This window comes from Bacillus sp. CPT56D-587-MTF (assembly GCF_058792335.1).
In genome coordinates this window covers 539,429-563,452 of record NZ_JBYTEF010000001.1, presented here as the reverse complement: position 1 = coordinate 563,452, position 24,024 = coordinate 539,429, and the positions used below count along the sequence as shown (strand labels likewise).

The 24,024-nt window shown below is 36.4% G+C and carries 20 protein-coding genes and 2 pseudogenes; 3 read left to right on the top strand and 19 right to left on the bottom strand.

Going from position 1 to position 24,024, the window contains the following annotated elements; translation table 11 throughout:
• Positions 1-291: 291 nt before the first annotated feature.
• The 8 genes from AC3WVZ_RS02890 to AC3WVZ_RS02855 form a co-directional block, all read right to left on the bottom strand.
• The gene (locus tag AC3WVZ_RS02890) at positions 292-912 is read right to left on the bottom strand and encodes a DsbA family protein (protein ID WP_000448622.1); all 621 of its coding nucleotides are present in this window, start codon (positions 910-912) and stop codon (positions 292-294) included.
• 602 nt (positions 913-1,514) lie between these two features.
• Entirely contained in the window at positions 1,515-2,486 is a 972-nt protein-coding gene (locus AC3WVZ_RS02885) for an ABC transporter ATP-binding protein (protein ID WP_233935993.1), read from the bottom strand.
• The gene (locus AC3WVZ_RS02880) at positions 2,479-3,471 is read right to left on the bottom strand and encodes an ABC transporter ATP-binding protein (RefSeq protein ID WP_017674477.1); all 993 of its coding nucleotides are present in this window, start codon (positions 3,469-3,471) and stop codon (positions 2,479-2,481) included. The genes AC3WVZ_RS02885 and AC3WVZ_RS02880 overlap by 8 nt, the downstream gene beginning before the upstream one ends.
• A 26-nt stretch (positions 3,472-3,497) precedes the next feature.
• The gene (locus AC3WVZ_RS02875; RefSeq protein ID WP_001065285.1) at positions 3,498-4,349 is read right to left on the bottom strand and encodes an ABC transporter permease; all 852 of its coding nucleotides are present in this window, start codon (positions 4,347-4,349) and stop codon (positions 3,498-3,500) included.
• A gap of 6 nt (positions 4,350-4,355) precedes the next feature.
• Positions 4,356-5,306, bottom strand: coding sequence for an ABC transporter permease (locus AC3WVZ_RS02870; protein ID WP_000278778.1), 951 nt, complete (start codon positions 5,304-5,306; stop codon positions 4,356-4,358).
• A gap of 55 nt (positions 5,307-5,361) precedes the next feature.
• Complete coding sequence (locus AC3WVZ_RS02865) at positions 5,362-6,948, bottom strand: ABC transporter substrate-binding protein (protein ID WP_016125551.1); 1,587 nt, start codon at positions 6,946-6,948, stop codon at positions 5,362-5,364.
• Between the two features lie 361 nt (positions 6,949-7,309).
• On the bottom strand, positions 7,310-8,287 hold the full coding sequence (locus tag AC3WVZ_RS02860) for an ornithine cyclodeaminase family protein (RefSeq protein WP_233935991.1): 978 nt from the start codon (positions 8,285-8,287) through the stop codon (positions 7,310-7,312).
• Positions 8,288-8,306: 19 nt separating this feature from the next.
• On the bottom strand, positions 8,307-9,311 hold the full coding sequence (locus AC3WVZ_RS02855) for a proline racemase family protein (protein ID WP_000868679.1): 1,005 nt from the start codon (positions 9,309-9,311) through the stop codon (positions 8,307-8,309).
• A 105-nt stretch (positions 9,312-9,416) separates the two neighbouring features.
• Between AC3WVZ_RS02855 and AC3WVZ_RS02850 the strand changes: the two genes are divergently transcribed.
• Positions 9,417-9,692 carry a YflJ family protein gene (locus AC3WVZ_RS02850; RefSeq protein ID WP_113732248.1) on the top strand — a complete coding sequence of 92 codons (276 nt, stop codon included), beginning with the start codon at positions 9,417-9,419 and terminating at the stop codon, positions 9,690-9,692.
• 105 nt (positions 9,693-9,797) lie between these two features.
• On the opposite strand, the gene AC3WVZ_RS02845 is transcribed toward AC3WVZ_RS02850, so the two are convergent.
• The 3 genes from AC3WVZ_RS02845 to AC3WVZ_RS02835 all read right to left on the bottom strand — a co-directional run bounded on the left by AC3WVZ_RS02845 (position 9,798) and on the right by AC3WVZ_RS02835 (position 13,938).
• Complete coding sequence (locus AC3WVZ_RS02845; protein WP_001059321.1) at positions 9,798-10,751, bottom strand: TRM11 family SAM-dependent methyltransferase; 954 nt, start codon at positions 10,749-10,751, stop codon at positions 9,798-9,800.
• Between the two features lie 153 nt (positions 10,752-10,904).
• The gene (locus AC3WVZ_RS02840; protein WP_233935990.1) at positions 10,905-12,497 is read right to left on the bottom strand and encodes an N-acetylmuramoyl-L-alanine amidase; all 1,593 of its coding nucleotides are present in this window, start codon (positions 12,495-12,497) and stop codon (positions 10,905-10,907) included.
• Between the two features lie 391 nt (positions 12,498-12,888).
• Complete coding sequence (locus AC3WVZ_RS02835; RefSeq protein WP_233935988.1) at positions 12,889-13,938, bottom strand: M42 family metallopeptidase; 1,050 nt, start codon at positions 13,936-13,938, stop codon at positions 12,889-12,891.
• A 126-nt stretch (positions 13,939-14,064) separates the two neighbouring features.
• On the opposite strand from AC3WVZ_RS02835, the gene AC3WVZ_RS02830 reads away from it, so the two are divergent.
• On the top strand, positions 14,065-14,244 hold the full coding sequence (locus AC3WVZ_RS02830) for a hypothetical protein (RefSeq protein ID WP_233935987.1): 180 nt from the start codon (positions 14,065-14,067) through the stop codon (positions 14,242-14,244).
• Between the two features lie 21 nt (positions 14,245-14,265).
• On the opposite strand, the gene AC3WVZ_RS02825 is transcribed toward AC3WVZ_RS02830, so the two are convergent.
• The 3 genes from AC3WVZ_RS02825 to AC3WVZ_RS02815 all read right to left on the bottom strand — a co-directional run bounded on the left by AC3WVZ_RS02825 (position 14,266) and on the right by AC3WVZ_RS02815 (position 15,825).
• Positions 14,266-14,592 (bottom strand): nucleoside triphosphate pyrophosphohydrolase, encoded by a 327-nt coding sequence (locus AC3WVZ_RS02825; RefSeq protein ID WP_001277350.1) that lies wholly within the window; start codon positions 14,590-14,592, stop codon positions 14,266-14,268.
• 17 nt (positions 14,593-14,609) lie between these two features.
• Positions 14,610-14,927 (bottom strand): YjcN family protein, encoded by a 318-nt coding sequence (locus AC3WVZ_RS02820; protein ID WP_000738198.1) that lies wholly within the window; start codon positions 14,925-14,927, stop codon positions 14,610-14,612.
• 109 nt (positions 14,928-15,036) lie between these two features.
• A complete protein-coding gene (locus AC3WVZ_RS02815; protein ID WP_000406892.1) occupies positions 15,037-15,825 on the bottom strand; it encodes an enoyl-CoA hydratase in 789 nt (262 codons plus the stop codon).
• A gap of 323 nt (positions 15,826-16,148) precedes the next feature.
• Between AC3WVZ_RS02815 and AC3WVZ_RS02810 the strand changes: the two genes are divergently transcribed.
• On the top strand, positions 16,149-17,543 hold the full coding sequence (locus AC3WVZ_RS02810; RefSeq protein ID WP_100654967.1) for an O-antigen ligase family protein: 1,395 nt from the start codon (positions 16,149-16,151) through the stop codon (positions 17,541-17,543).
• A 46-nt stretch (positions 17,544-17,589) separates the two neighbouring features.
• On the opposite strand, the pseudogene AC3WVZ_RS02805 reads toward AC3WVZ_RS02810, so the two are convergent.
• From AC3WVZ_RS02805 to AC3WVZ_RS02785, 5 genes and pseudogenes are all read right to left on the bottom strand, one after another.
• Positions 17,590-18,998 (bottom strand): annotated as a pseudogene (locus AC3WVZ_RS02805) (glucosaminidase domain-containing protein); the annotation flags it as partial.
• Between the two features lie 117 nt (positions 18,999-19,115).
• Positions 19,116-20,519 (bottom strand): IS66 family transposase, encoded by a 1,404-nt coding sequence (gene tnpC, locus AC3WVZ_RS02800; RefSeq protein WP_233935200.1) that lies wholly within the window; start codon positions 20,517-20,519, stop codon positions 19,116-19,118.
• A gap of 101 nt (positions 20,520-20,620) precedes the next feature.
• Positions 20,621-21,082 (bottom strand): annotated as a pseudogene (locus tag AC3WVZ_RS02795) (S-layer homology domain-containing protein); the annotation flags it as partial.
• Between the two features lie 146 nt (positions 21,083-21,228).
• On the bottom strand, positions 21,229-22,317 hold the full coding sequence (gene csaB, locus AC3WVZ_RS02790; protein ID WP_001241591.1) for a polysaccharide pyruvyl transferase CsaB: 1,089 nt from the start codon (positions 22,315-22,317) through the stop codon (positions 21,229-21,231).
• 143 nt (positions 22,318-22,460) lie between these two features.
• Entirely contained in the window at positions 22,461-23,981 is a 1,521-nt protein-coding gene (locus tag AC3WVZ_RS02785; RefSeq protein ID WP_001043996.1) for a putative polysaccharide biosynthesis protein, read from the bottom strand.
• Positions 23,982-24,024: the final 43 nt, after the last annotated feature.

Sequence of the window (24,024 nt, the reverse complement as noted above, 5' to 3'; positions counted from 1 at the left end):
AATTATCATATTTTTATCTTGTTCCGATAAAGTGAAACTTTAATCAGTGGGGGTTTTGTTCATCCCCCACTGATTATTAGCCCACACCAATCGGACTTTTACGGACAGTTGATCCCCCACCTAACTTCTTTGCTTCCACTGAATTTTGAGGTGGGGGTCTTACTGCCCGTTAAAGCGGGATAAAATCTCCCACTCCCATTTATCTGAAAGTGTAATAGTACTGGCGAATATTCCGGAGATAAATGTCAGGTGGCTTAAGATAACATGTTTGCTACTATATCCTAAATTTTCTTAATATAAATTTTTAAAACGCGCTTCAATTTTATCCGGCGTCATTACGCCACCACCAATAGGAATAATTTGATTATCCTTTTGTAAAAGTAAGGAAGGATAGCTATTAACACCAAGCTGTCGAACTTTATTGAAATCATTTTGGACATCTATTATTGTTTCTTGAGCGTTTAAACGTTCTAATACTTGTTCAGGGTCCAAACCATGCTCGATTGCAATTTTGCGATATGTTTCTGGATCACTCAGACTTTGGCCCTCATAATAAAACGCTTTTTGCATAGCCGAAGTGAATTCTAATAAACGGTCTGGCGCTAATGAGCGTAAAGCTGAAAAACCAATTGCAGCATCTTTCGAATTCATTTTAAAAGTCCCTTCCTCCACCAATTTTTGATAGGAAGGACCAAATTCAGCACCTGTAAGTTGATTAATTCTTTTATTTCCTTCTTCTATATATGAAAAGTTTTTCATTGGTAAATTATCTAAAAATAACCCTCCACATAAAACCGTTAATGGCACTTCAGTGTGGTTTTTGTAAAATCCTTTAATACTTTCTGAAAAACCATAGCACCATCCACAATATGCATCCCATACGTAAATAAGGTTATCTTGTTTCGTCTCCATTTAAATCTCCTACCTTTTTTTATTATCCAGCTCAACTAAATTTTTGGTTTATATAAGTACATCTTTTTATACCTTGTTCTTTTTTAGATACCTTACTATATTTCCCCAAAACTAATATTTCCAAAGAAAGATCCACCAAGGTTTTTTACAAAAGATAACATTGCACCTTATTGCCCCGTAACAGAAAATACTAAAGCTTAGAATATGCATTGATTTGAATGTGTTAGTAACTTTCTACATCGGGTGGCAACGTATGGACCACCATCCTTAATTAAATATATAAATCATATTTTTAGCAGATATTAGTTGTAACTAAATTGATTACATCTTTATGTAACTATTTTAGTTACAACTAATATAGAAGTCAATTCTTTTTTTCGAAAACATTAAATTTCTACATTAATCTACAACCAATCCCACTCTTTAAAAAAATATATCAACGATTATTCGATTATATCGATCGTAACTCCGAATATATCAACGTTTCGACACAACATATCGATTTACCGACAAATTTCGAGCGCGTTATCTCCTAAACTAACAACCAATCCCACACCCCAACGCAAAAGAAAAAAGCACCAGGTCCCCCTAGTGCTCTCCCTCTAAAACAAATGACAAGCCACTTCATGCCCTTTCGCAATCTCAACCATCTTCGGTACTTCCTGTGCGCATTTTTCAGTGGCGAATTTGCAGCGCGTTCTAAATTTGCAGCCGGATGGTGAGTTGAGTGGGCTTGGTACTTCTCCCTCTAGGATGATTCTTTCTTTGCCAGTGTTTGTTGGATCTAGTTCTGGCATAGATGAGAGTAGTGCTTGTGTGTATGGATGTGCCGGTTTTGTGTATAAGTCTTCGCTGTCGGCAATTTCTACTATGTTTCCTAAGTACATGACTCCGATGCGGTCTGATATGTGCCTTACCATCGATAGGTCATGTGCGATGAATAAGTATGTGACTCCTGCTTCTTCTTGAATGTCTTGCAGCATGTTTACGACTTGCGCTTGGACTGAGACATCTAGTGCTGAGATTGGTTCGTCACATAGGATAAAGTCTGGTTTTACAGATAGTGCGCGCGCGATGCTAATGCGCTGGCGCTGGCCCCCGCTAAATTCGTGCGGGTAGCGATATAAATGTTCTTCTTTTAAGCCTACCTTTTTGAGCAGGTCTAATATGATTTCTTTTTGTTCTTCTTTTTCATAAGATCCATGAATGTTCATTGGCTCACTAATAATTTGGAATACGTTCATTGCCGGGTTTAATGATGCGTATGGATCTTGGAAAATGATTTGCATTCTTTTTCGATATTCTTTTAGTTCACTTTCCTTTAAACTTGCGATATCTTTTCCGTCAAATAAAACGTTACCTGAAGTGACATCGTGTAAGCGAATGATACTTCTTCCTGTCGTTGATTTTCCGCAGCCAGATTCTCCTACTAACCCGAATGTTTCACCCTTTTTAATAGTGAAGCTTAAGTCATCGACTGCTTTTAATTGCTCTGTTTTTCTACCGAATAGTCCTTTTTTAATAGGAAAATACTTTTTTAAGTTCCGAACTTCAATTAAGTTTTCTTCATGCATGGGAATCACCTACCGCCCTATCATTTAACCAGCACATGGAACGCCTTCCGTCTCCAATTTCAAAATATGGCGGACGTTCTTTTTCACAAATGTCCATCGCATGCGGGCAACGCTCTGCGAATGGGCAACCTTGTGGCGGGTTTAATAAGTTTGGCGTTACACCTTGAATAGGAGCGAGTCTTTCTTTTACGCCGTTCGCTATTTTTGGCAAAGAGTTTAATAGCCCTTTCGTATATGGATGATTCGGCGATTGGAAAATATCAAGTACAGGTCCTTCTTCCATAATAAGCCCGCCGTACATAACGATAACGCGCGTACAGTTTTGCGCGACGATTCCTAAGTCATGCGTAATAAGAAGTAACGCCATATTCGTTTCGTTCTTTAAGTTTTTCATTAAATCTAGTATTTGTGCTTGTATCGTTACATCAAGTGCAGTCGTCGGCTCGTCCGCAATAAGAAGGTCAGGGTTGCAAGACATCGCCATTGCGATCATAACTCGCTGCTTCATACCACCGCTTAGTTCATGCGGATATTGTTTTACCCTTTCTTCTGGCGACGAAAGGCCGACTTGTTTTAACAAGTTAATCGCGATTTGCTCTGCTTCTTTCTTTTTCACTTTTTGATGACGTATAATTACTTCCATCATTTGTTTCCCAATTTTCACGACCGGATTCAGCGCTGACATTGGGTCTTGAGAGATAAGTGAAATTTGATTTCCTCTAATAGAACGTAATTCTTTTTCAGATTTAGAAAGTATGTTTTCATTATGAAAAAGGATTTCCCCTTCTTTCACTTTTCCTGGTGACATAACGAGAGACATAACAGACTTCGCCATTACACTCTTTCCGCTTCCAGATTCCCCAACGATACCGACTACTTCTCCTTTATTTAAGCGAAATGTAACGCCGCGAACCGCTTCAACTTCGCCACTTTCTATGAAAAAAGAAGTCTTTAAATTTTTCACTTCTAGTAGTTTTTCAGACACGCTTCTCACTCCTTTCACTTAACACTTTAGTTTTCATGTCCGGCTCCTTTTGGTGCGAAAGCTTTCTTCAATGCTTCACCAATTACGTTAAAACTAAGTACCGTTAAAAGGATAAGAAATCCTGGGAAGAGCGTTAAATACCAAGCTTCACCAATATATCCTTGCGCATTGTTTAGCATGCTGCCCCAAGAAGAATCTGGTTCTCTAATGCCTAAACCTAGGAAACTAAGTGATGATTCCATTAAAATTGATGTCGCAATCGTTAATGTCGCGGCGATAATAATGGTTGATAAAATGTTAGGAATGATATGTCTTACAATAATCATAAGTGACTTTTGTCCTGATACTTTTGCGTATAAAACGTACTCACGCTCTTTTACAGATAACGTTTCTGCCCTTACAATACGGGCGGTGTCCATCCATGTTAGTAATCCGATAATAAGAACTAGCGTCGTAATTCCTGGTTTTAAATACGCATTTAATAGTAGCATTAAAAAGAATGATGGAATTGACATAAGCACTTCAACAACTCGCATTAAAAAGTTGTCTAACTTTCCGCCAAAATACCCGCTAATTGTTCCAACTGCAGTACCGATTGTAATAGAAACAACCATCGCAAGGAAACCGACCGCAAGCGAAACTCGTCCGCCATATAACGCTCTCGTTAAGTAATCCCTTCCGTAATCATCCGTTCCGAAAGGATGACTCATACTCGGTTCTTGTAAGCGATCTGGAATCGACATTTTGCTAGGATCGTACGGCGATACGAATGCGAAAATTGATGCGACCGTTAAAACCGCAAGTATAATAACTCCCATTGCAACAAACTTATTTTTCGTAAAGCTATGTTTTATCGTTTGAAATCTCCTATTATTCATTCCAAATCACCCCCTCATTCGAATGCGCGGATCTACTACGCCATATAAAATATCAGCAATTAAGTTACCGAGAATTAACATGAATGATGATAGTAATGTAATTGCCATGATAATCGGATAATCAAATCTAAAAATAGCATTTACCCCCAGTGAACCAAGACCCGGCCATGAAAATACTGTTTCCGTAATGAACGCTCCGCCTACTAAACTTGGAATCGATAATCCGAAAATTGTAATGATCGGTATTAATACATTTCGAAGTACGTGATTAAATAACACTGTTTTCTTTGAAGCACCATACGCATATTGAATTTGTACATATTCTTCTTCTAATTGCTGAATCGTACTTGAACGAATATATCTCATATAAACAGATACGTTTTGGAACGCAAGCACCATGCAAGGTAAAATGCCGTGTTGCACAATATCCCAGACAGAGTCTTTACCTACGGTGCGCATACCCATACTCGGAAGTAGGTTCAATTTTAAAGAGAATAAGTAGACTAATAGTAGTGCAAACCAGAAAACCGGCATAGAAATACCAACGTATGAAATAAAGTTTACAATGCGGTCAAAGAATGAATTCTTTTTCACACCTGTAAATAGTCCAAGTGGTATTGCGATTACGAATGAGACGAGTAAAGATGATCCCATTAACCCAATTGTTGCAGGTAATCTTTCTGTGATAAGTTCCAAAACAGGACGATGATTTTGAAGTGAGTAACCAAAATTTCCTGTTAAAATGTTTTTTAACCATAAAAAATACTGCACGTAAATTGGTTGATCTAGTCCTAAACTTTTGCGAATACGCTCCACATCAATTGGACTCATGTTTGGCGTTACAAAGTTTCGAACGGGATCCCCCGGCGCTAGCTTTATTAATAGAAAAGAAATAATAGAAATAACAAATAAAAGCGGAATTGCATTTAAAAGCCTCTTCGCAATTACTTTATACACAAACTTCCCCCCTCAAGCTAAAGAAGCTGATTTCCACCAGCTTCTTTATTGTTTCTTATTTCACTTCATAAATCTTAGATAGATCTTCAAACATTGTGACAGGAATTGCTTTCGCTTCTTTTAATCCATCAAACTTTTTATCTACTGCAATAACTGCTTTCGGATACGCGATTGGTAGATAAGGTACGTCTTCTCTAGCTGTCTCTTGAATTTTATGGTATAGCTCTGCGCGTTTTGTTTTATCTGTTTCAACTGCAGCTTCTTCCCATAACTTATCGAAATCAGCGTTTTTATATCGTGCATAATTGTATTCAGCATTACTTAAGAATAAGCTCTTATATGAATCTGGCTCAGGTCCCATTATGTAACCACCAAATGTAATGTCATATTCTTTATTCTCTTTATCTAAGCCTTTTTCACTTGCTGCACTAGCATCTAATGCATTTAGTTCAACTTCTAAGCCAACTTCTTTTAATTTTTGTTGTGTATAAAGCGCTAAGCTTTCCATAATTTTATTATTCGTTACATACATCACACGTACTTTTTCTTTATCTTTCACGCCAGCTTTTGCTAATAAATCTTTCGCTTCTTTTTTATCATACTTATAGTCTTTAATATCTTTCGCATAATACATAGCGTCTGGCGTTAAGATTGAATTTGCTGGTTCTGCAAATTCACCTGAAACGAATGCTGAGTTAATCATTTCTTTCTTATCTAACGCATGTGCAATTGCTTGGCGCACTTCTTTTTTCTTCATAAGCTCCGTATTCATGTTATAAGATAAGTAGAATAATCTACCTTCAGGGAATGTCACCATTGAGAAGTTCCCAGTGCTATCTAATTTCTTAAAGTCTTGTGGCTCAATCATCTTCATGTTGATTTGACCATTTTGCAGTGAAACATTTGCTGTATTACGGTCTTTTACAACGCGGTATACGATAGAGTCTAATTTAGCTTTCCCACCTACATAATCATCAAATCGATCTAATGCAACGTACTCATCTGATTTATACTCTTTAAACTTAAACGGTCCTGAACCTACAGGCTGTAAGTTTTTCTTACTCTTCGCTAAATCTGCTTCCCCTTCAAATACATGTTTCGGAATTGGGAAGAAATCATTCATCACACCTTCGAAAGATGCGCTTACTTGTGGTAAAACGAATTGAGTTGTTAACTCATCTACCTTTTTCACCTCAAGCGGCTTTCCTTTAAAAATAAAGTTTTCACGACTTGAGCTATTTTGCTTCTCATCCAAAATAGATTGGAATGTAAATGCTATATCGTCTGATGTAATTTTCTTACCATCATGCCATTTCAAATTATCTTTTAATTTCAATGTCCACGTTAATTGATCTTCTGAAGGCGTAAAGCTCTCAGCAAGAACAAACTTTTTCTTACCGTTTTCCATATGATATAGCGGCGCATATAAAGCTTGCTGCACAGTTAATGACACACGATCATTCGCATAAAGCGGATTCATCGTATCTGGATTATCGCTAACACCAATCGTTAACGTTCCTCCATCTTTCGGAGTCCCTGATTTACTAGTGCCCGCTTGCTTCGAATCTTTTTCCCCTGAACAAGCAGCTAATGCAATAAATAATAGTAGGACAAATGGTAATACAAACAACTTCTTCTTCATATTTCGACCCCTCTCGACTATTTACACCTATAAGAAAACTCGGAATTAATACCGAGTTTTCTTATAGGTTTTAAATTACCACTACCCGTATGTATTGTCAAACTTTTTCGCAAAGGTAGAAAGTTTGTAATCTATTAATGCATTCTTGCGATAAACTATATTTATGCGGAGGAGAAAATAAAAAGACCACGAATAAGTAGCCTCATAAAATGAGGTAAAAAACTATCAACTTACAGAAAATCCCTCTAAAATGATTGTTTTATATGATCGAAAATGTAGAATGGGATTAAAGACAAAAAACACATTTAGGAGGTTATCATGACATTTGATGAATTGAAAAAAAGACCACCAAAAGGCAGTCTCAAAACTCAATCTTATTCCCTACCCCTTGCTCCAACGCTCTCTCATACAAATACTTCGCAACGATAATATCTACTACCGCCAAACCAACTGATTTGAAAATAGTAATCTCTTCATCATTTTCGCGCCCAGCTTTTTCTCCGCTTATAATTTGACCAAGTTCAGCGTGAATGGCGTTTGCTTTGAATAGACCTTCTTTTATCGGAACTTGAAGGTCTCCTGTTTCGTCTAGTGCTGCTTCTTTTGATTCGACTACTACTTTGTTTGCTTTAGCTATGGCATGTGAGGGTAGTTCTTGCATGCTCGGTCTGAATGAGCCGACGGCGTTTACGTGGACGCCTTTTTGCAAGATTTCTGAGAAGACTGGTGTGGTTGCGTTCGTAGTTGTGACGATGATGTCTGCTTCACGTACTGCTTCATTTGGATCCTTGTAAACGTAAGCAGGTTTACCAAATTTCTCTTGTATATATTGCGCAAATGCATACGCTTTTTCTTCTGTGCGATTGTATAAGATGACTTTTTCGATATCTCTAACCGCAAATATTGCTTCGGCAATTCCTTTCGCTTGTTCACCCGTGCCGATAATGCATAAAGTTTTTGCGTTATGACGAGCTAAATATTTTGTCGCTACTCCTGATAAGGCGCCCGTTCGGATCATCGTTAAGTACGATCCTTCTAGAAGTGCGAGCGGTTCTCCCGTTTGAAAGTCTGATAGCATCACAATCCCATTGATCGTTTTCTTTCCTATCTGTTTATTTTGCGGGGCTACCGTTACTATTTTTACTCCAAGTGCCTCAAGTCCTTCCGCTACTGAAGGCATAATTAATGCCGTATTTTGCTCGTTCGCAAATGGTAATGAGCCTCTTATTGGTGTAATCGTTCTTTCTGCGGAAAATTCTTTTAAAGCAAGCGCCGCGTATTCAATAACTTCATTCATATTTACTAAGTTTCTTTGTTCGTTCGCGCTTATGACAAGCATATCTTTCCACCCCCTCCTCTTATCCTAACAAAAATCCTCGATTCAAATCATCTCTCGGATCTACAACGAACTGATGAAATCCTGTAATAAAGGCATTCCCCGTTACTTTCGGAACGACAGCTTCATATGTATCTACTGCGGTTACGGATAATACTTCTCCCTGGAATTTCCCATCAGTAATGCATTCATGGATGAATACTTCTCCTTTTTGCAAGGTAGCTTTTTCAAAAAGAGTTGCGATTCTCGCTGAAGTTCCTGTACCGCAAGGAGAACGGTCTACTTGCCCATCAGCAAAAATCGTTACATTTCGTAGCGTAGCACCTTTGTCTTTCGGTTCATCTGAAAAGATAACGCCGTATATTCCTTTCAATCCTTCTTCAAGTGGATGTTTCACTTCCATTTTGCTCTCTATATAATGTTTAATTTTACCGCCCCACATTTGAATAGCAGATAAATCTTTGAAATCAACTTTCAAACCAAATTCTTTACAGTCTACAACAGCGTAAAATGCTCCTCCAAACGCGATATCTACTTGAAATTCATAGTTATCTATTTTAATAGGAACGTCTTTTTTGTATACAAATGAAGGAACATTTTCAAATGATACAGATTCTACTTCACTCCCGTTATATTTTGCATACGCAATAACTTCTCCGGCTGGGCTATCAATAATGAACTTTTGTTTTTCACCCTTTACTTCCAACATGCCTGTTTCAATTCCAACTGTAATAACAGCGATAATGCCATGACCACACATCGTACTCCATCCTTCATTGTGCATAAATAAAACACCAAAATCAGCGTGGGCACTTGCTGGCGGTGTAATGATACAACCGTACATTCCGTGATGCCCTCTCGGTTCATACATCAGAATTTCACGAAGGTAATCCAAATGTTCCATGCAGTAGGCGCGTCTTTCCAGCTGCGTTTCTCCTTTTATTTCTGGCACTCCGCCCGTAATAATTCGAAGCGGCTCCCCAGCTACGTGTGCATCAATCGTTGTATATATTTTACTAACCTTCATTTCGATCTCTCCCCTATACGTTGATACTCTTTTCATTGCAAATATCATGCCAACGCATAGGGTATAAATTTGTATGCATTTTTAGAAAAACATACACTACTGTCTATTTTTTTATACACTGTCCAGAGTCTATGTTATGGGGGCCCCCTTGATACAACCAGTCTTATTATTTTCAATGTAAAGTTACTTCGCTCCCCAACATATACTGTTCAAAAGCAAAAAGGAAGTGATCCAATGTACTACGGAACAAAGGGCTGGTACGTAGCTGAACTAAAAAAATTAGGCGTACGCTATCATGAAGGACGAAAATTAGAAAGTTACCGCGGACACGTATTACGCAATTTATTAATCGCACAACAAGAGAAATTAAAAGAACAGTAATAGATTCTCCTATCACAATATCAACTTATCGCCGCCTACAAACTGCCAATCAATCACACATCAAACTACACTAAAAAGGTCACCCAAACGGGTGACCTTCCTTTCTTATTCACAAACAAGAATTTGTCTAGTAAATGATCCTTTTCTGGTAATACAGCGATCTGTAATTTCAAACCCTGCTTCATGGATCATGTCGTCCATTGTCTCCATCGTTACAACGACTACCTTTTTAGCGATGCGGCGCGCACTTGAAAGAATGGAGAGCTGGTCTTCTGGTGTGGCATGCGTAAATAGGTCGTACGGCATATCGATAATGGCAACGTCGTAGTTCTCAGTAATTTCCTCGATTGGTCCTTTTGTTACTGTTCCTTCAAATCCGAAATGTGCGATGTTTTTTCTTGTTCCAAGAACTACAAGTGGATTTATATCTCTACCAACGATATTAATCCCCATAGAAAGTGCTTCTACTACTACTGTTCCAATACCGCAGCACGGGTCAATTGCTCGTACTCCTTCTGGATTTGGTACAGCGATATTTGCAACTGATCTCGCAACACGTGTGCTAAGAGATGTCGAATAACTATGCGGTTTTTTTATGTGATGATACCAAACTGGTTCGCTTTCTACATAGTGCCCGAAGTACCAGCGTCCTCCAAGAGGAACAATCCCGAATACACGCTCTGGATTACGAACATCCGCTTCTCCTTCAATATGCATGCCAAGGTCTCGTTCAATAAGACGTCTTTCTCCATATTCAATTTTATTCTCCCCAACGAGGTCATTGATTTTAACGAAGATAACTTTAAATGTCGCTCCCGCCAAATCAATTTGTTCCACTTGTTTTAAAATGCTTTCTAAGTCGTCCCCTTCATACATAACCTCAACGCGCTCTTTCATAAACGCACTTCTACTCGGGTCAATCTTGACATCACTTTTTAAAATATTAACGTGGGACTCCATTCCAAAGAACGAGCGCATTTCCAAGTAACATAAAGCACGCTCCTCCTCACGAAATGCATACGTATATATACAGGCAGGTGTTTTACTATGATTATTCAATCTATTATCATCCTCTATCGTTTAAAATTGTTATGATTACAATTACTCAAATACTTTTCTTTTGTATATAAAATTAAATGATATCATATGCCGGAAATAAAGAGAAACGTTAATAAATAAAAGAGACTGCCAATGGCAATCTCTTATTATTTATTAACGGAAAGAAGACACGTTGTTACCCATTTCTTCATAGTAATCTAAAATGCCTTGATAAATCGCTTCCGCTGCACGTTGTCTCCATTCTTCAGTAGCTAGTTTTTCACCTTCACCTTTAGCATCGATGAAACCTAGTTCAGCTAAAATAGCAGGCATTGTATTGTATTTCACTACATAGAAGTTTTCTGTCTTTACACCTCTATCATTTGATTGAAGTGCTTGTACTAAACGTTTTTGTACTTTTTCTGCTAGTACACGGCTTTCTTCTGAGTTTGGATTTGTTGCCGATCTGTAGTAGAACGTTTCTGTTCCTTCTACTTGTTCATTAAACCCGTTTGCATGAATACTTACGGAAATATCACCTTTATTTTCTTGTGCAAATTCTACACGTTTTTTCAAAGATTCACCAGGAGTATTTCCCGGACGCGTATCATCATTACGTGTTAATAAAACAGTAAATGGTGTCTTTTGTTCAAATAGTTTTTGTACACGTAAAGATGTATCTAATACAATAGCACTTTCATCCATTTTCACACCAGAATGCCCTGGATCAACTCCACCATGACCTGGATCAATGATAATCGCTTTTCCTTCTAAGAAATTCCCTTGCTTCACTGGATTTAATTGATTTTTATTAACCCATTGGAAACCAGCGCCCATGCGGATACGAATCCAGCTGCCGTTCTCTTCAATAACAGTTACTTGCTGTGCGTTATGTGTTCCCATTACTTTTGACGAAGAAGAAGCTTCTGCATAAGTAGTGAATCCTTCATTAATAACTTCTGTTTTCTCTACTAAAGGTGTCCATTTATCACCGTTACTTGTTGCAATTTTGATCCATCCATCTCGTTCTTCTTTAATTTCTACCGTTTGTGGATTATGCTGATTCGCACTAATCCCAGAACTTAATGATGGTGCGTGATATGTAATGAATTTTCTATCTATGTACATTTTCTTTGTTTCTACTGGACGATCACTATTCTTGCTAAATTTATCTGTTTGCGCAGTAAGCTGAGCTGCTTGTTCACGCGTAATAGAATCATTCGGTTTCCAGCCATTCTCTGTACCTAAAGAAAGTTTTAATTCTACTAAAATATTAACTTCTTCTTTACCCCAATGATTCTCTAAATCAGCGAATTTTGTAGGAACTGGTCCTGTTACTTTGCTTTTCAGATTATATGCTCTTACAAGCATAGCTGCCATTTCAGCACGAGTTACTTTTCCTTCAGGATCAAATACTCCTGGTTCTCGCCCTTTAATAATATTCTCTTTTTCCATGGCTGCAATAAATGAAGCTGCCCAACTATTTTTTGCATCATTATAAGACGGCTTTGCATTTGGATCTACTTTAGCACCAATTGCTGTTGCGATAATCTTTGCTGCCTGGGCACGTGTTAAATTTCCGTATGGCATAAAGTTACCATCTGGCATACCGTTAATTACATTTCTCTCTACTAAATAATAAATTGCGTCTTTCGACCACGCACTATCTGAAACATCAGGAAATTTCTTCGTTTCTGCTAAACTACTAATTGGATGTGCTAGTAAATTTGCTGCTAATAAACCTGCGGCTATTGCTTTGTACTTCATGAAAAATAAATCTCCTCTCAAAACTTCATATTCATACATTTTTTTAATCAAGCTAACTAAAAAATATTAACTATTAATTAATTCCTTTCATAGTGTATAACATTATATATCTATAGTAAATACGTTTCCGGCCTTATAACAAAAATCGCATATATATAACTTATAATGAATGTATATAAAAAAACTTTAATCAGCCCTCACCAATCGGGCTTTTACGGGCAGCCCGGTCCCCATCTAACTTTTTTGCTTTCGCTGAATTTTGAGGTAGGGGTCTTACTACTCGGCAAATAGCGGGATAAAAAAGCGATTAGAACATGTCTCCTAATCGCTTCGCCAAATAAAAAGCTGATTAAAAATAATATCTTTAATCAGCTCTCTATTATCTATGAAATTATTCTTCAATTAAATTAGACATTACATATGCATACACTAATGCTTCTGTATGCGCAATAGAACTTTCATGTGTACGTTCAAATGCGTGAGAAGAATCAATACCCGCTCCAATTAAAGCATGTTTCACATCAAATCCCGCGCGAATCGCAGCTGATGCATCAGATCCGTAGTATGGATAAATATCTACTTTATATTCAATATGATTCGTTTTCGCAAGCTCTACTAAATGTTTACGCAGTGCGTAATGATACGGGCCGCTAGAGTCTTTTGCACAAATAGATACTGTATATTCATCAGATGCTTGTCCATCACCTAACGCTCCCATATCAACTGCTAAGTATTCAACAGTTTCTTCAGGAATGTTAGAATTACCACCGTATCCAATCTCTTCATTATTAGAAATTAAGAAATGCGTCGTATATGGTAATGTTACGTTTTCATCTTGTAATCTTTTAATTAATTTTAATAAAATCGCAACACTTACTTTGTCATCTAAATGACGGGATTTTATGTATCCACTCTCTGTAATTTGAACACGCGGATCAAATGAAACGAAGTCTCCTACTTCAATTCCTAATTCGCGTACTTCATCAGCTGAAAATACGCGCTCATCAATACGAACTTCAATATTTTTCTCATCGCGTTTTGCTTCACCTGCATCTTTATATACATGTACAGATGTTTGATGCATTAAAATCGTTCCTGTATATGTCTTGCCACTTGCTGTTTCAATTTCGCAATATTCCCCTTCTACAGAGTTCCAGCGAAATCCACCAATCATAGAAAGACTCAGGCGACCATCAGGCTTAATTTCTTTCACCATCGCACCTAACGTATCAACGTGTGCCGTTAATAAGCGGTGTTGCGCATCATTCTTCCCTTTTACCGTTAAAATAAGAGCTCCCTTATTATTACGTTTCGTTTCTACGTTCCACTCACTGACATAGTTTTCAATGAAATTAATAATTTTTGCTGTATTTCCAGACGGACTCGGAATAGAGACAAGCTCCTTAATCAGTTCCATCGTTTCTTTCGCATGATGTGCCATTGTCGTTTCCTCCTCATTTTCTCTACTATTCAGTATACAAAATTCACCAGAAAACCTCTACTTATATAGTTTAATTTTCTAAATTGTAGTAAAATTCTTTTTAGTATACAAAAGGAGTCCTGAAATATGAATATATCAAAAAAATATATACACATTGCACTCATTTGGTTTTTAGCATCATTATTTTGTTTACAAATCTCTTATGCCATTCATACTACTTCTTCTATTACAATCGGCTGGATATTAACAGCTATCTTCTTCATTATTAGCTTCATTGCAACAAAAAAGCATAGCGTTACTCATTAACGCTATGCTTTTCCTATAAAACTATTCTTCTGAAACGTCTAATAAATAAATCCCTCTTTCAAATCCACCGCGCTCTATCTCTTTTTGCTTACGAAGGCGTTCCACATCTTCAATCGATGCACCTTCTGCACGTGCTAATGAAATGATAACCTCTAGCGCATCTGCAAGAGAATCTAGTGCATGTTCGCGTTCTTTCATAGAAGCAAATTCACGAATTTCTTCCGTTCCAATTTTCGCTAAAGCTTGTATGTAGGCTTGACCTGTTAATTTTTGTGCTGTATATGTTTTTCCAGACATTAAAATCTTCTCTGGAACACGATCTCTTACTAACTTGTTATATGCTGACATCATTCATCCTCCTATATTTAATAACATCCGAGCTCTGCTTTATAGAAAAACCATTTTTTCTTCACGCATGCACTTAACATATCAATTCCTGATCCATGTGCTCTTACATGTGGAAAGAAATAGTGCTCTAAGTCTTCGTCCTTACCATATAGAGTTTGATACTCATCTGGAATCGCTTCTTTTTTCACATCTTTTTCTTTCGTCACCCCGTCAGAAAATGCAACACTTGGATGTCCCTCAAAAAATAACGCAGTCCGAACTGCCAAAGATGGTGTACTATGCAAAGCAGAATATGTAAGCAAAATAATAGTGATAACACCGATCATTTTCTTCATGTATTACTCCTAAAAAAAAGTGCTAACACAATTATACTAAAATGTGTTAGCACTTTCTCCCCTTTATCCCGAATTAACGAGCTAATAATCAGTGAGGAATGGACAAACTTTATTCCCCTTTAAATGCTGGTAAACGTTTCTCTAAAAACGCAGCAATACCTTCTTTATGATCCGCTGTTTGTCTCATTGCATATTGACCACGCTTTTCTAATTGCAATGTTTGCTCTAAATTAGAACGATTTACTTCACATAAAATTTGCTTCGTTTGAATCATTGCTTTAATCGGCTTTTGTGACCATTCATTAATCTTCTGCTTCACAGCCGTTTGGAAATCTTCGCCGATTACTTCATCAATTAAGCCGATATCAAGCGCTTCTGTCGCTGATAATTTCTTACCTTCCCAAATAATTTGCTTCGTCATATTTTCACCGACACGCTTTTGAAGGAAGAAATGACCGCCTCCATCTGGAATTAAAGCGATTCCAATAAAGTTCATTGCAATAACAGATGATATATCCGCCATTACATAATCAGCTGTTAACGCAATACTTAATCCAAGACCTGCAGTTGGTCCATGAATTGCACTAATAACAAGCTTTGGCATCGTATATAATGTCACGACAACTTCAGAAATGGTATTCATAATACCATCAAACTTACTTTCATCATTACTTGAAAGCATCGATTTAATATCCCCACCCGCAGAAAAACCACGGCCGTTCCCGCATAACACAACGATATGCGCAGAACTTTCCGCTACTTCTTTCAACTTTTGTAATAACTCTTTTAAGGTCGGCTCATCCAACGCATTTAACACCTCTGGGCGATTGACCATAACCGTTGCAACGTGGCCTTCATATTTCACAACGACAGATTCTGTTTTACTTGTTATTTCCATTATATACCCCTCTTTTCTCCATAAAGATTATACTTATATAATTATAGAAAACCACTGAAAAATCCTTCTTTTTTCTCAATTTTCTGTCTAATAATCTCGCAATTTGTACATATACCGTATAAAACATACAATTCCGTTGAAAAATATAGAAATTAAAGTCGGTTTATCCATGCTTTTCATCTATTTACCATTACAATGAAATGGTGTATTCTTAAGTTTGATAAAAAAACAAATATTGAAATTCATTCGCCTTACTATGTAAAAAAGGCTTTATACCCATCTTTTGGGTGTTGTAATAAAGGAATGAAGAACTGGAGGAACATATGGTTAATAAGTTGAAACAAACGGATAACTACTTCCCACATTTCCTATTGCTATTCATTGTGTTTCAACCAATTTTAGATTTATTAACATCTTTTTCAATCTATATACTACACATGAGCGCAACAGTTGGAGTTGTAGTCCGTTTCGCCTTTATGCTTCTTGCATTAGGATACCTACTTCTTCATCACAAACAACAAGATGCGAAAAAGTACATCCTCTATTTATGTTTACTCGGAATCGCACTCGCAATCGGTCTTGTAAATAATATGATGGTTAAATCTCCAATTTCATTTGGAGAAGAAGTTAAATTTATCTTAAAGAGCGTATATCCAATTGTGCTACTGTTTGGATATATTATCGCCTTTAAAGAGCTAAAAAATAAAGAGTATGTATTTCATAAAATCATTACATATTTCTTATATGCAACTTTAATTTTAAGCATCACAATGATTGTCGCAATGCAAACTGGAACGGATTTCCCAAGCTATCCTCACTCAAAAATCGGTTCAAGAGGTTGGTTCTTCGCTGGAAATGATTTAAGTTCTCTTTTCGCCATTATGTTCCCAATCATTGTCTTATATTCGATTCATAAAACAACTTCTTTCTCAAAAATATATTACTGGATTCCAACAATACTTGCGATGTATGCAAGTATTATGGTCGGAACGAAAGTCGGATATGGCGCAATTGTTATTACATTAGGCGTAGCACTTTTCTTCTCATTCATTGAATATATGATAAATCGTAAAAAAGAAGGAAAAGGATTCACACATATTGTAAATACCGTTGTTGCCGCTGTTATACTAGGAGGTTTAATTGCTCTTACACCACATACTCCTATCGCAAAAAATATGGGCATTCACATGCAAATATACGAATACAAAAAATCAGTACAAGAAGAGAAAGATCGAAAAGAAGGAAAAGTAATTAAAGAAGATCCAGAAGATGCAAAAAAACATGCAAAAGGTGAACTTACAGATTCTGAAGTAAAAAGTTTAATTTACAGCGATCGCGACAAATTCTTAAAAACATACAAACAGTACTATAAAGACGCACCGCTTTCACAAAAACTATTCGGAATGGGTTACGCTGGTAACTACACAGATAAAATTAAATTAATTGAAATGGACTTCCATGACCTATTTTTCGCATTTGGAATTGTCGGTTTCCTTATTTACTTAATACCACTTCTATACTTTGGTATTACATTATTCATCCGCATGATCACAAACTTTAAGAAAATCATGACCGTAAAGTATATGCTATTAGCGAGCACACTCATTCTATCACTTGGCATTGGCTTTATGTCTGGCCACGTATTAACAGCGCCAGCCGTTAGCATTTTCTTCGTTGTTATACTCGCTTATATCATTGTTGATTTTGAAATTGAATAGAAAGAAGGTGCTACGAAATATTAGTAGCACCTTCTTTTTTATTTAATTAATGTTTTACGTATTCTAAGCTTTCTTTTGCAATATACGCTTCTGTTACAGTAGGATTATCTGAAATAACTTTAACCCACGCTTTTCCATTTATTATTTCTTCACCAGTAACTGTGACAACTACATTTGTATTTAAACGATACAGTCGCTCATTTGATATACTAGGATTCTTTTTCACTTCCACGTTATTCATCACACGTGCAAGTTTGTACTTGTTGTATTCTTTTTTACCTAAATAAGAATCAAAACGGTTCATATGCCCCGCTACTTTTTTACCCCAGTTCGCATCAGATGCATATTTCGCATTTAAACCAGCAGCTTTATCACCTGTATATGTTGCTGTATAACGCCAATGTCCTGGATTTAAATATCCTTCATTCATGTATAATTTTGCTGCGTGTTCAATACAATCTTCTTTTGAATTAAATGCTTCCCCGTTACCATATGGGCTATCGTCTGTTGCTTTTAAACCAAATAAATTATTTTTGTCTTTTGCAAGAGCGCTTGTTCCATAATAACTTTCATGAATTGCTAATGAATATAAGAATAATGCATTTACATTATACTTGCTTTCTACTTCTTTAAATTTCTTTCCTAAACCAATTAATGGAGAGTCTGGCTTAATCGATTTCACATAACTATCTAGTTGTTCAGCTGTATAATCTGTTTTCGAACGTAATGATAAATAATTGAAATATTGATAGAAAGTTTCGTCTCCGAATGTCTTTCCATCTACACTATACATTTGCTGTCCTTGCTTCATGAAAGAAGGTGCCACACCATATCTAAATTCTGTATATCCAGGTGAACTTGTATTATATGTATAATATTTATGGTATAAATATCCATCTGATTTCACATAATAAGACGACTGTTTCATTTCATTTGTAGGAATTAAAGTGATTTCATTCTTCTTCACATAACCTGTCAAACCAGAAAGTTGAACTTTCACACGCTCTTCGCCAACTTCTAACACTTTCAATTCTGTTCCATACTGAATATACGTATATACTGTTGCTAAATTCTCATCATAAATATTAATGATGTTTTGCCCAGTTATTCTTTTCGCACTTGCAAAACCATCTTTAATCCATAAAAATTCGTTCTCGTATTTTACCGCATTCATACCTTTATTTTGAGCAGCGGTAACCGCTTCTTTATACGTATTATAGCGCTCTACTTCTTGCTCTGTTCCGTTTTCTCTTACATTTGTCACGACATATTTCTTAGTTTCTACAGGATTGCTATTTCCGTTTTTTTCAATCGTCTGAAGCATGCGATCCAACATAGCTGAAGCCATCCCTCTTGTAGCTGATAAATGTGGTCTAAATGTATTATCTTCTGGATACCCTTTAATAATTTGAGTAGCACCATAACTTGCACATGCTCTTTATAGTTAATACTATCGTAACTACTCAGCTTCTTCAAATAAAAAAACAGGCCAAATACATGTTTCCGATTCGAAAACATGAAAAGAAAATACTCCAATCAGAGAAAGAATCTATGCCAAATAGAGAAATTCTCTTATGAAGTCGTGTTATTCCAAGGAACCGTTCTAGTTTCTATGACTTGGTTTATCGCTTGTAAGACCGATTGTTTTTGTTTTTTCATGGTACTCATAAAGCTTCGTATCTGACAAAAAGATTCTGCGCCTTTCTTACTTCGGAAAGTCCCAGACACTTTCTGTTTTACTTTCGTCATCCGAATATCCCGTTCTGCTTGATTGTTATCAAATGGAATGGCTGGATGTTCTAAAAACCCTAGAATTCTGTCAGAATACTTGACGAAGCGATTCCATAAATTTTGAGAAGGCGTCTGCTTTCCTTTCTTCTTTTGTTTCGTGGAAAGAATCTGTTGTTCTTTCAATATGGATTGATACATAATAAACAGATTCTTTTGCGTCGCTTTTGGCATGGTACCTTCGGATTGCTTTTTCATCGTCAACGCTTGCGTTAGAAATTTCTGCATCTGTTGTGCCCATTGTTCTCCAGTACTATCTATAATTCCTTGTAAATCTCGTAAGAGATGGGCATTACATAAAACGTGACGACAATCTGTATACGCATCATACGATTTCCAACCATCATGCATCGCAATTCCAGAAAAAGATGGCAAGATTTCTCCAGCATCCATTGCTTCTTTTCCACGTTTTTGATGAATATGTTGCAATGTCACCTCCGGTGTACTGGCAGTATGTAACCATTGTGTTTTGTTTTCTACACGCATACCAGTTTCATCAAAATGGACAACAGGAGACTGCAGAATCTTTTCCTTTACTTCTTTTATGAATGGCTGCAATTGAGAAGCGAAAGCCTGTGTATGATTTACCAGGGTTCCTTCGCTTATAGAATGTCCAAAACAATCCTGAAAGAATTCTTTTGTTCGCTTCAAAGAAATGCATTGATAATGCGTTAAATAGGGAATCAGTCTTTTTATATTTGGACCATATTGAACAGGACGAGATACTGTCGAAGGAAATTGGGCTTCTTGGATAGAATGGCAATGTGGGCATTCTTTCTGTTCTACTTTATGTTCTGTCACTTCGATCTGAATAGGTGGTAAGTCATACACTTGGCGAATGCGATACCCTTTTACAGGCTCGTGGTTCAAGGAAGTATGACAACAAGTACAATATGTAGGAGAATGTGTAATCGTATGATCTGGAGTCGCTGTCAAACCAAGAGTATGTCCCTTGTGGCCCAACTGGCCACCCGTTTGACGATGAGACGGTTTGCGCAAACTTTTTGTAACGGGCTTACCCAAACCATCTGTAGAAGGTGGCTTATGACTATTTTTGGAGTTTTTTTTTGAAGCATTTTCTAGTTCTTGTATACGTTTTTCTAACTTAGAAAATGTTTCTTCAAATAAAGAAATAACAGCTTCAGGTCCTTTTTTATATGTATCTAAAATAATTTTTCGATCGACCATAAGATTCACCTCCCCTGTTTGATATACTCAGTATTTACAAATGGGAGGCATATGAAACTAGTAAAATTTAAAAAAGACACCGAAAGGTGGCTGAGTAGTTACATACTATCTTTATCAGTAAAGGTAAGCGGACTTACAGCTACTTTAATATTTTTATAGTCTAACGCTCGCTTTACCATTATCGACATTTCTTCACGTGTAATCACATCATTTGGTGAGAACGTCTCGTTCGTACGACCATTAATAATTTTCGCTCCATATGCTCTACTTACACCATCATATAAACCGTAAGTCTTCGGCACATCCTCGAAATTCGAATCAGCTTTCGGTAAATTTAAAGCCCTCGCTATGAATGTAGCAAACTCTGCTCTTGTTACTAATTTATCAGGCGCATATACATTGTCCCCATACCCCATTAAAACTCCTTTAGTAATAAGTGAGCGCATATTCGTCTCAAACATATGTCCTGTAATATCATCATTTGCCGCATAACTTGAAATAGGAGTTAAAAGTAATGATCCCGTTAATGCCACTGCTGTTATACCTTTTGAAAAAGTCTTCAAGGTTATCCTCCTCGTAATCTACGAATTTATTATCACAAATTTGATTATATAATAATCACAATCATTTTAGCATAATAAATAGGAATTAAAATAAAACGTTTTTTAATTTGAATTTTCATTACATTCAAAACAAAATAAAAGACACTTTACTTTTTTAATAAAGTGCCTTTTTCCATATGATCAATGAGTTTCTTTGTTGCCTGTTTGCCTTGCAACCGAAGCTCATCTATTGTCAATTGTAACTCTTGCTGCACAGTTCCTTGTTGCATTAATTGCTTTTTCGCAATTTCATATAAATATTCAGCACTCCATTCGCCATCCACACTTCCTATAACTGGCTGATTCACTTGACTTAAAAACGAATCAATTTTCGGATCATATGAAATCCCGACCATTGGAGTTTTGGCTACAGCAGAAAAAACTAGTGCATGAAGACGCATACCAATTAGTAATGAACATTGTGATAAAATGAATATTTTCTCATCGATATCCATTTTATATGGAAGCATATACGTCTCTTCTCCCATTAAGTCTACTACTTCACGCGAAGCTTTTTGATCAAATGGCTCATGCATTGGAACAAATAGAATTTGGTATCCTTCTTGCTTTAATTTTTTTAATGCCGCAGCTAATTTTTTTATATAATCTTCTTTTGCATTCCAATAACGCACACTAACCGCGATTACTTTTCCATGTATCGAATGCTTTTGCAACCAATCCGATTGTTTTGTCCGTTTCCATGTTAAAACAGGGTCTGGAACAATTTCAATATCGTTTTTTATGCCAAGTTCTTTTAAATATAAAAACGAATCCTCATCTCGAACTGATACATAGGAAGCTTTTGACAAGTTCCATTTTACTAATAGACGATTATATCCTTTTGTAATTGGACCTATTCCTTGTGAATAAATATAATACGGCTTTTTTAATAATCGAGCGAGTCCCATAATACCCGTATAATATAGAATACTCTTCGTACTTGTCTGATCTTGAAGAAGGCTCCCGCCACCGCTAATAACTCCATCACTGTTTTTGATTGCATGATAAACAGCTTTTATATCCCAGCGATCTACCGATTCTACACCATACATTTCCTTTGTATATTTAGAATCATTTGATAGTACTACTAGTTCTATATCCGGGTTCTCTTTACTTAACGATTCAATAATTGATTGTAGAATCGCCTCGTCTCCAACATTATAAAAACCATAATATCCTGATAAGACTAAACGCACCCTAAATCTCCTCCAAAACTAGGTAACCGTTTATTTCATCTAACATAAACTAGTACCCATTCCTTACCTAAACACTTGATACCCTACATAGTTTCCTCTTTATCAGTTCATATGAATTATAATAAAAAATTAAATTTCTATATTTATCTTTTCAAAAATGGTATTTTGTTTATTGATATCCATTTTAATTTCAAAGCACATACACCATACAAAATGGTTGTAATACTTAATGCTATACCACTGAATAATAACGTCATAATTCTTGAAGATGTAATATTTATCACATTACATAGTTCATACAATCCTAGTCCCAAAATACATGCTATTGCTAGCACACCAAAAAAGCTTTTTAAATGAATAGAATAGGCAATATAGCTTCGAATATACAAATGATTTACAATACAAACCAATACATAAGTAATGAATGTACTATACGCCGCTCCATCTATGCCAAACTTCTGCACGAACATTATGTTTAACACGACTTTCACACAACTCGCAGCAATAACAATCCATGCAGCTTGTGCAGAACGGTTAATGCCCTGTAAAACACCTATTGATAATACCATAACCGCAGTAAAATACGAACTGCCAATCATAACTGTTAACATACTACTGCCTTTTACATCTGTGAACAATCCGACATTTAACGGTACTGTTAATGCCATCAACCATATTGTTAACGGTGCTGTCAAAACATGCGCTAGTCGATTTGTATTTTGAATTGTTATTTTCGCCAAATTTATATCTCTTTTGGCCAATGCGGAAGTTAAGAGTGGTATTAACGGAAATACAATTGCGCTTGCAAAAATAACAATTATTTGCGTGAATGCAAAACCGCGACTGTATATTCCAAATTGTTCTTGAATTTCTGTTGATGATCCTTGTAATACATGCGGTATTGTAAGCGAGTCTACTAAATTTAAAAGTGGCATTGATAAAGCTCCAATAGCGATTGGGATCGATACCCGCAATATCTTTTTGCCGTTTTCTCTTAAATCTCGGAGCGAATAGGAATTGCTTTTATTGTAGTATGGACTTCTATTATATTTTATACGCAAATATATAAGCGAACTAATGACTCCAAGAAAAGAGCCAACCATCGCACCACTAGTAATAACAGTATTACTCTTATCCCATGATACTAGTATGTAAGCAATTATTAACATAAAAAACACACGTACAAATTGCTCAATGACCTGTGATACCCCTGTTGGTTTCATATCACCGAAACCTTGAAAATACCCTCTATACACCGCCATGTATGGCGCAATGAGTAACGCTAATGAAGTAATAAGCAACGGCATTCTAGTTTCTTGTCCACCAAGCATATTTGCAATTTCAATAGAAAATAATACAATGACTAAACAGCCGAAAACGCCAAATGCTATCCCAATAATTGACGCTGATTTAAATAATTTTGCAATTTCCTTTTGCTTATTTTTTTCGTTCAACTCTGCAATTAGTTTCGAAATTGCAAGTGGAACTCCGGCTACCGATAATGTAAGAGCAATCATATATACAGGAAAAACAAGGCGGAAAATACCGAGCACTTCATCTCCTGCAATATTTTGTAATGGAATTTGAAAAAAACTACCCAGCAATTTCGACAAAAAAGTTGTAATGGTTAAAATTGCTGCTCCTTTTACAAATGTTTTATTCATATTTTTTCTCTTTTCTTTTATACATATACTCTCAAACATATTG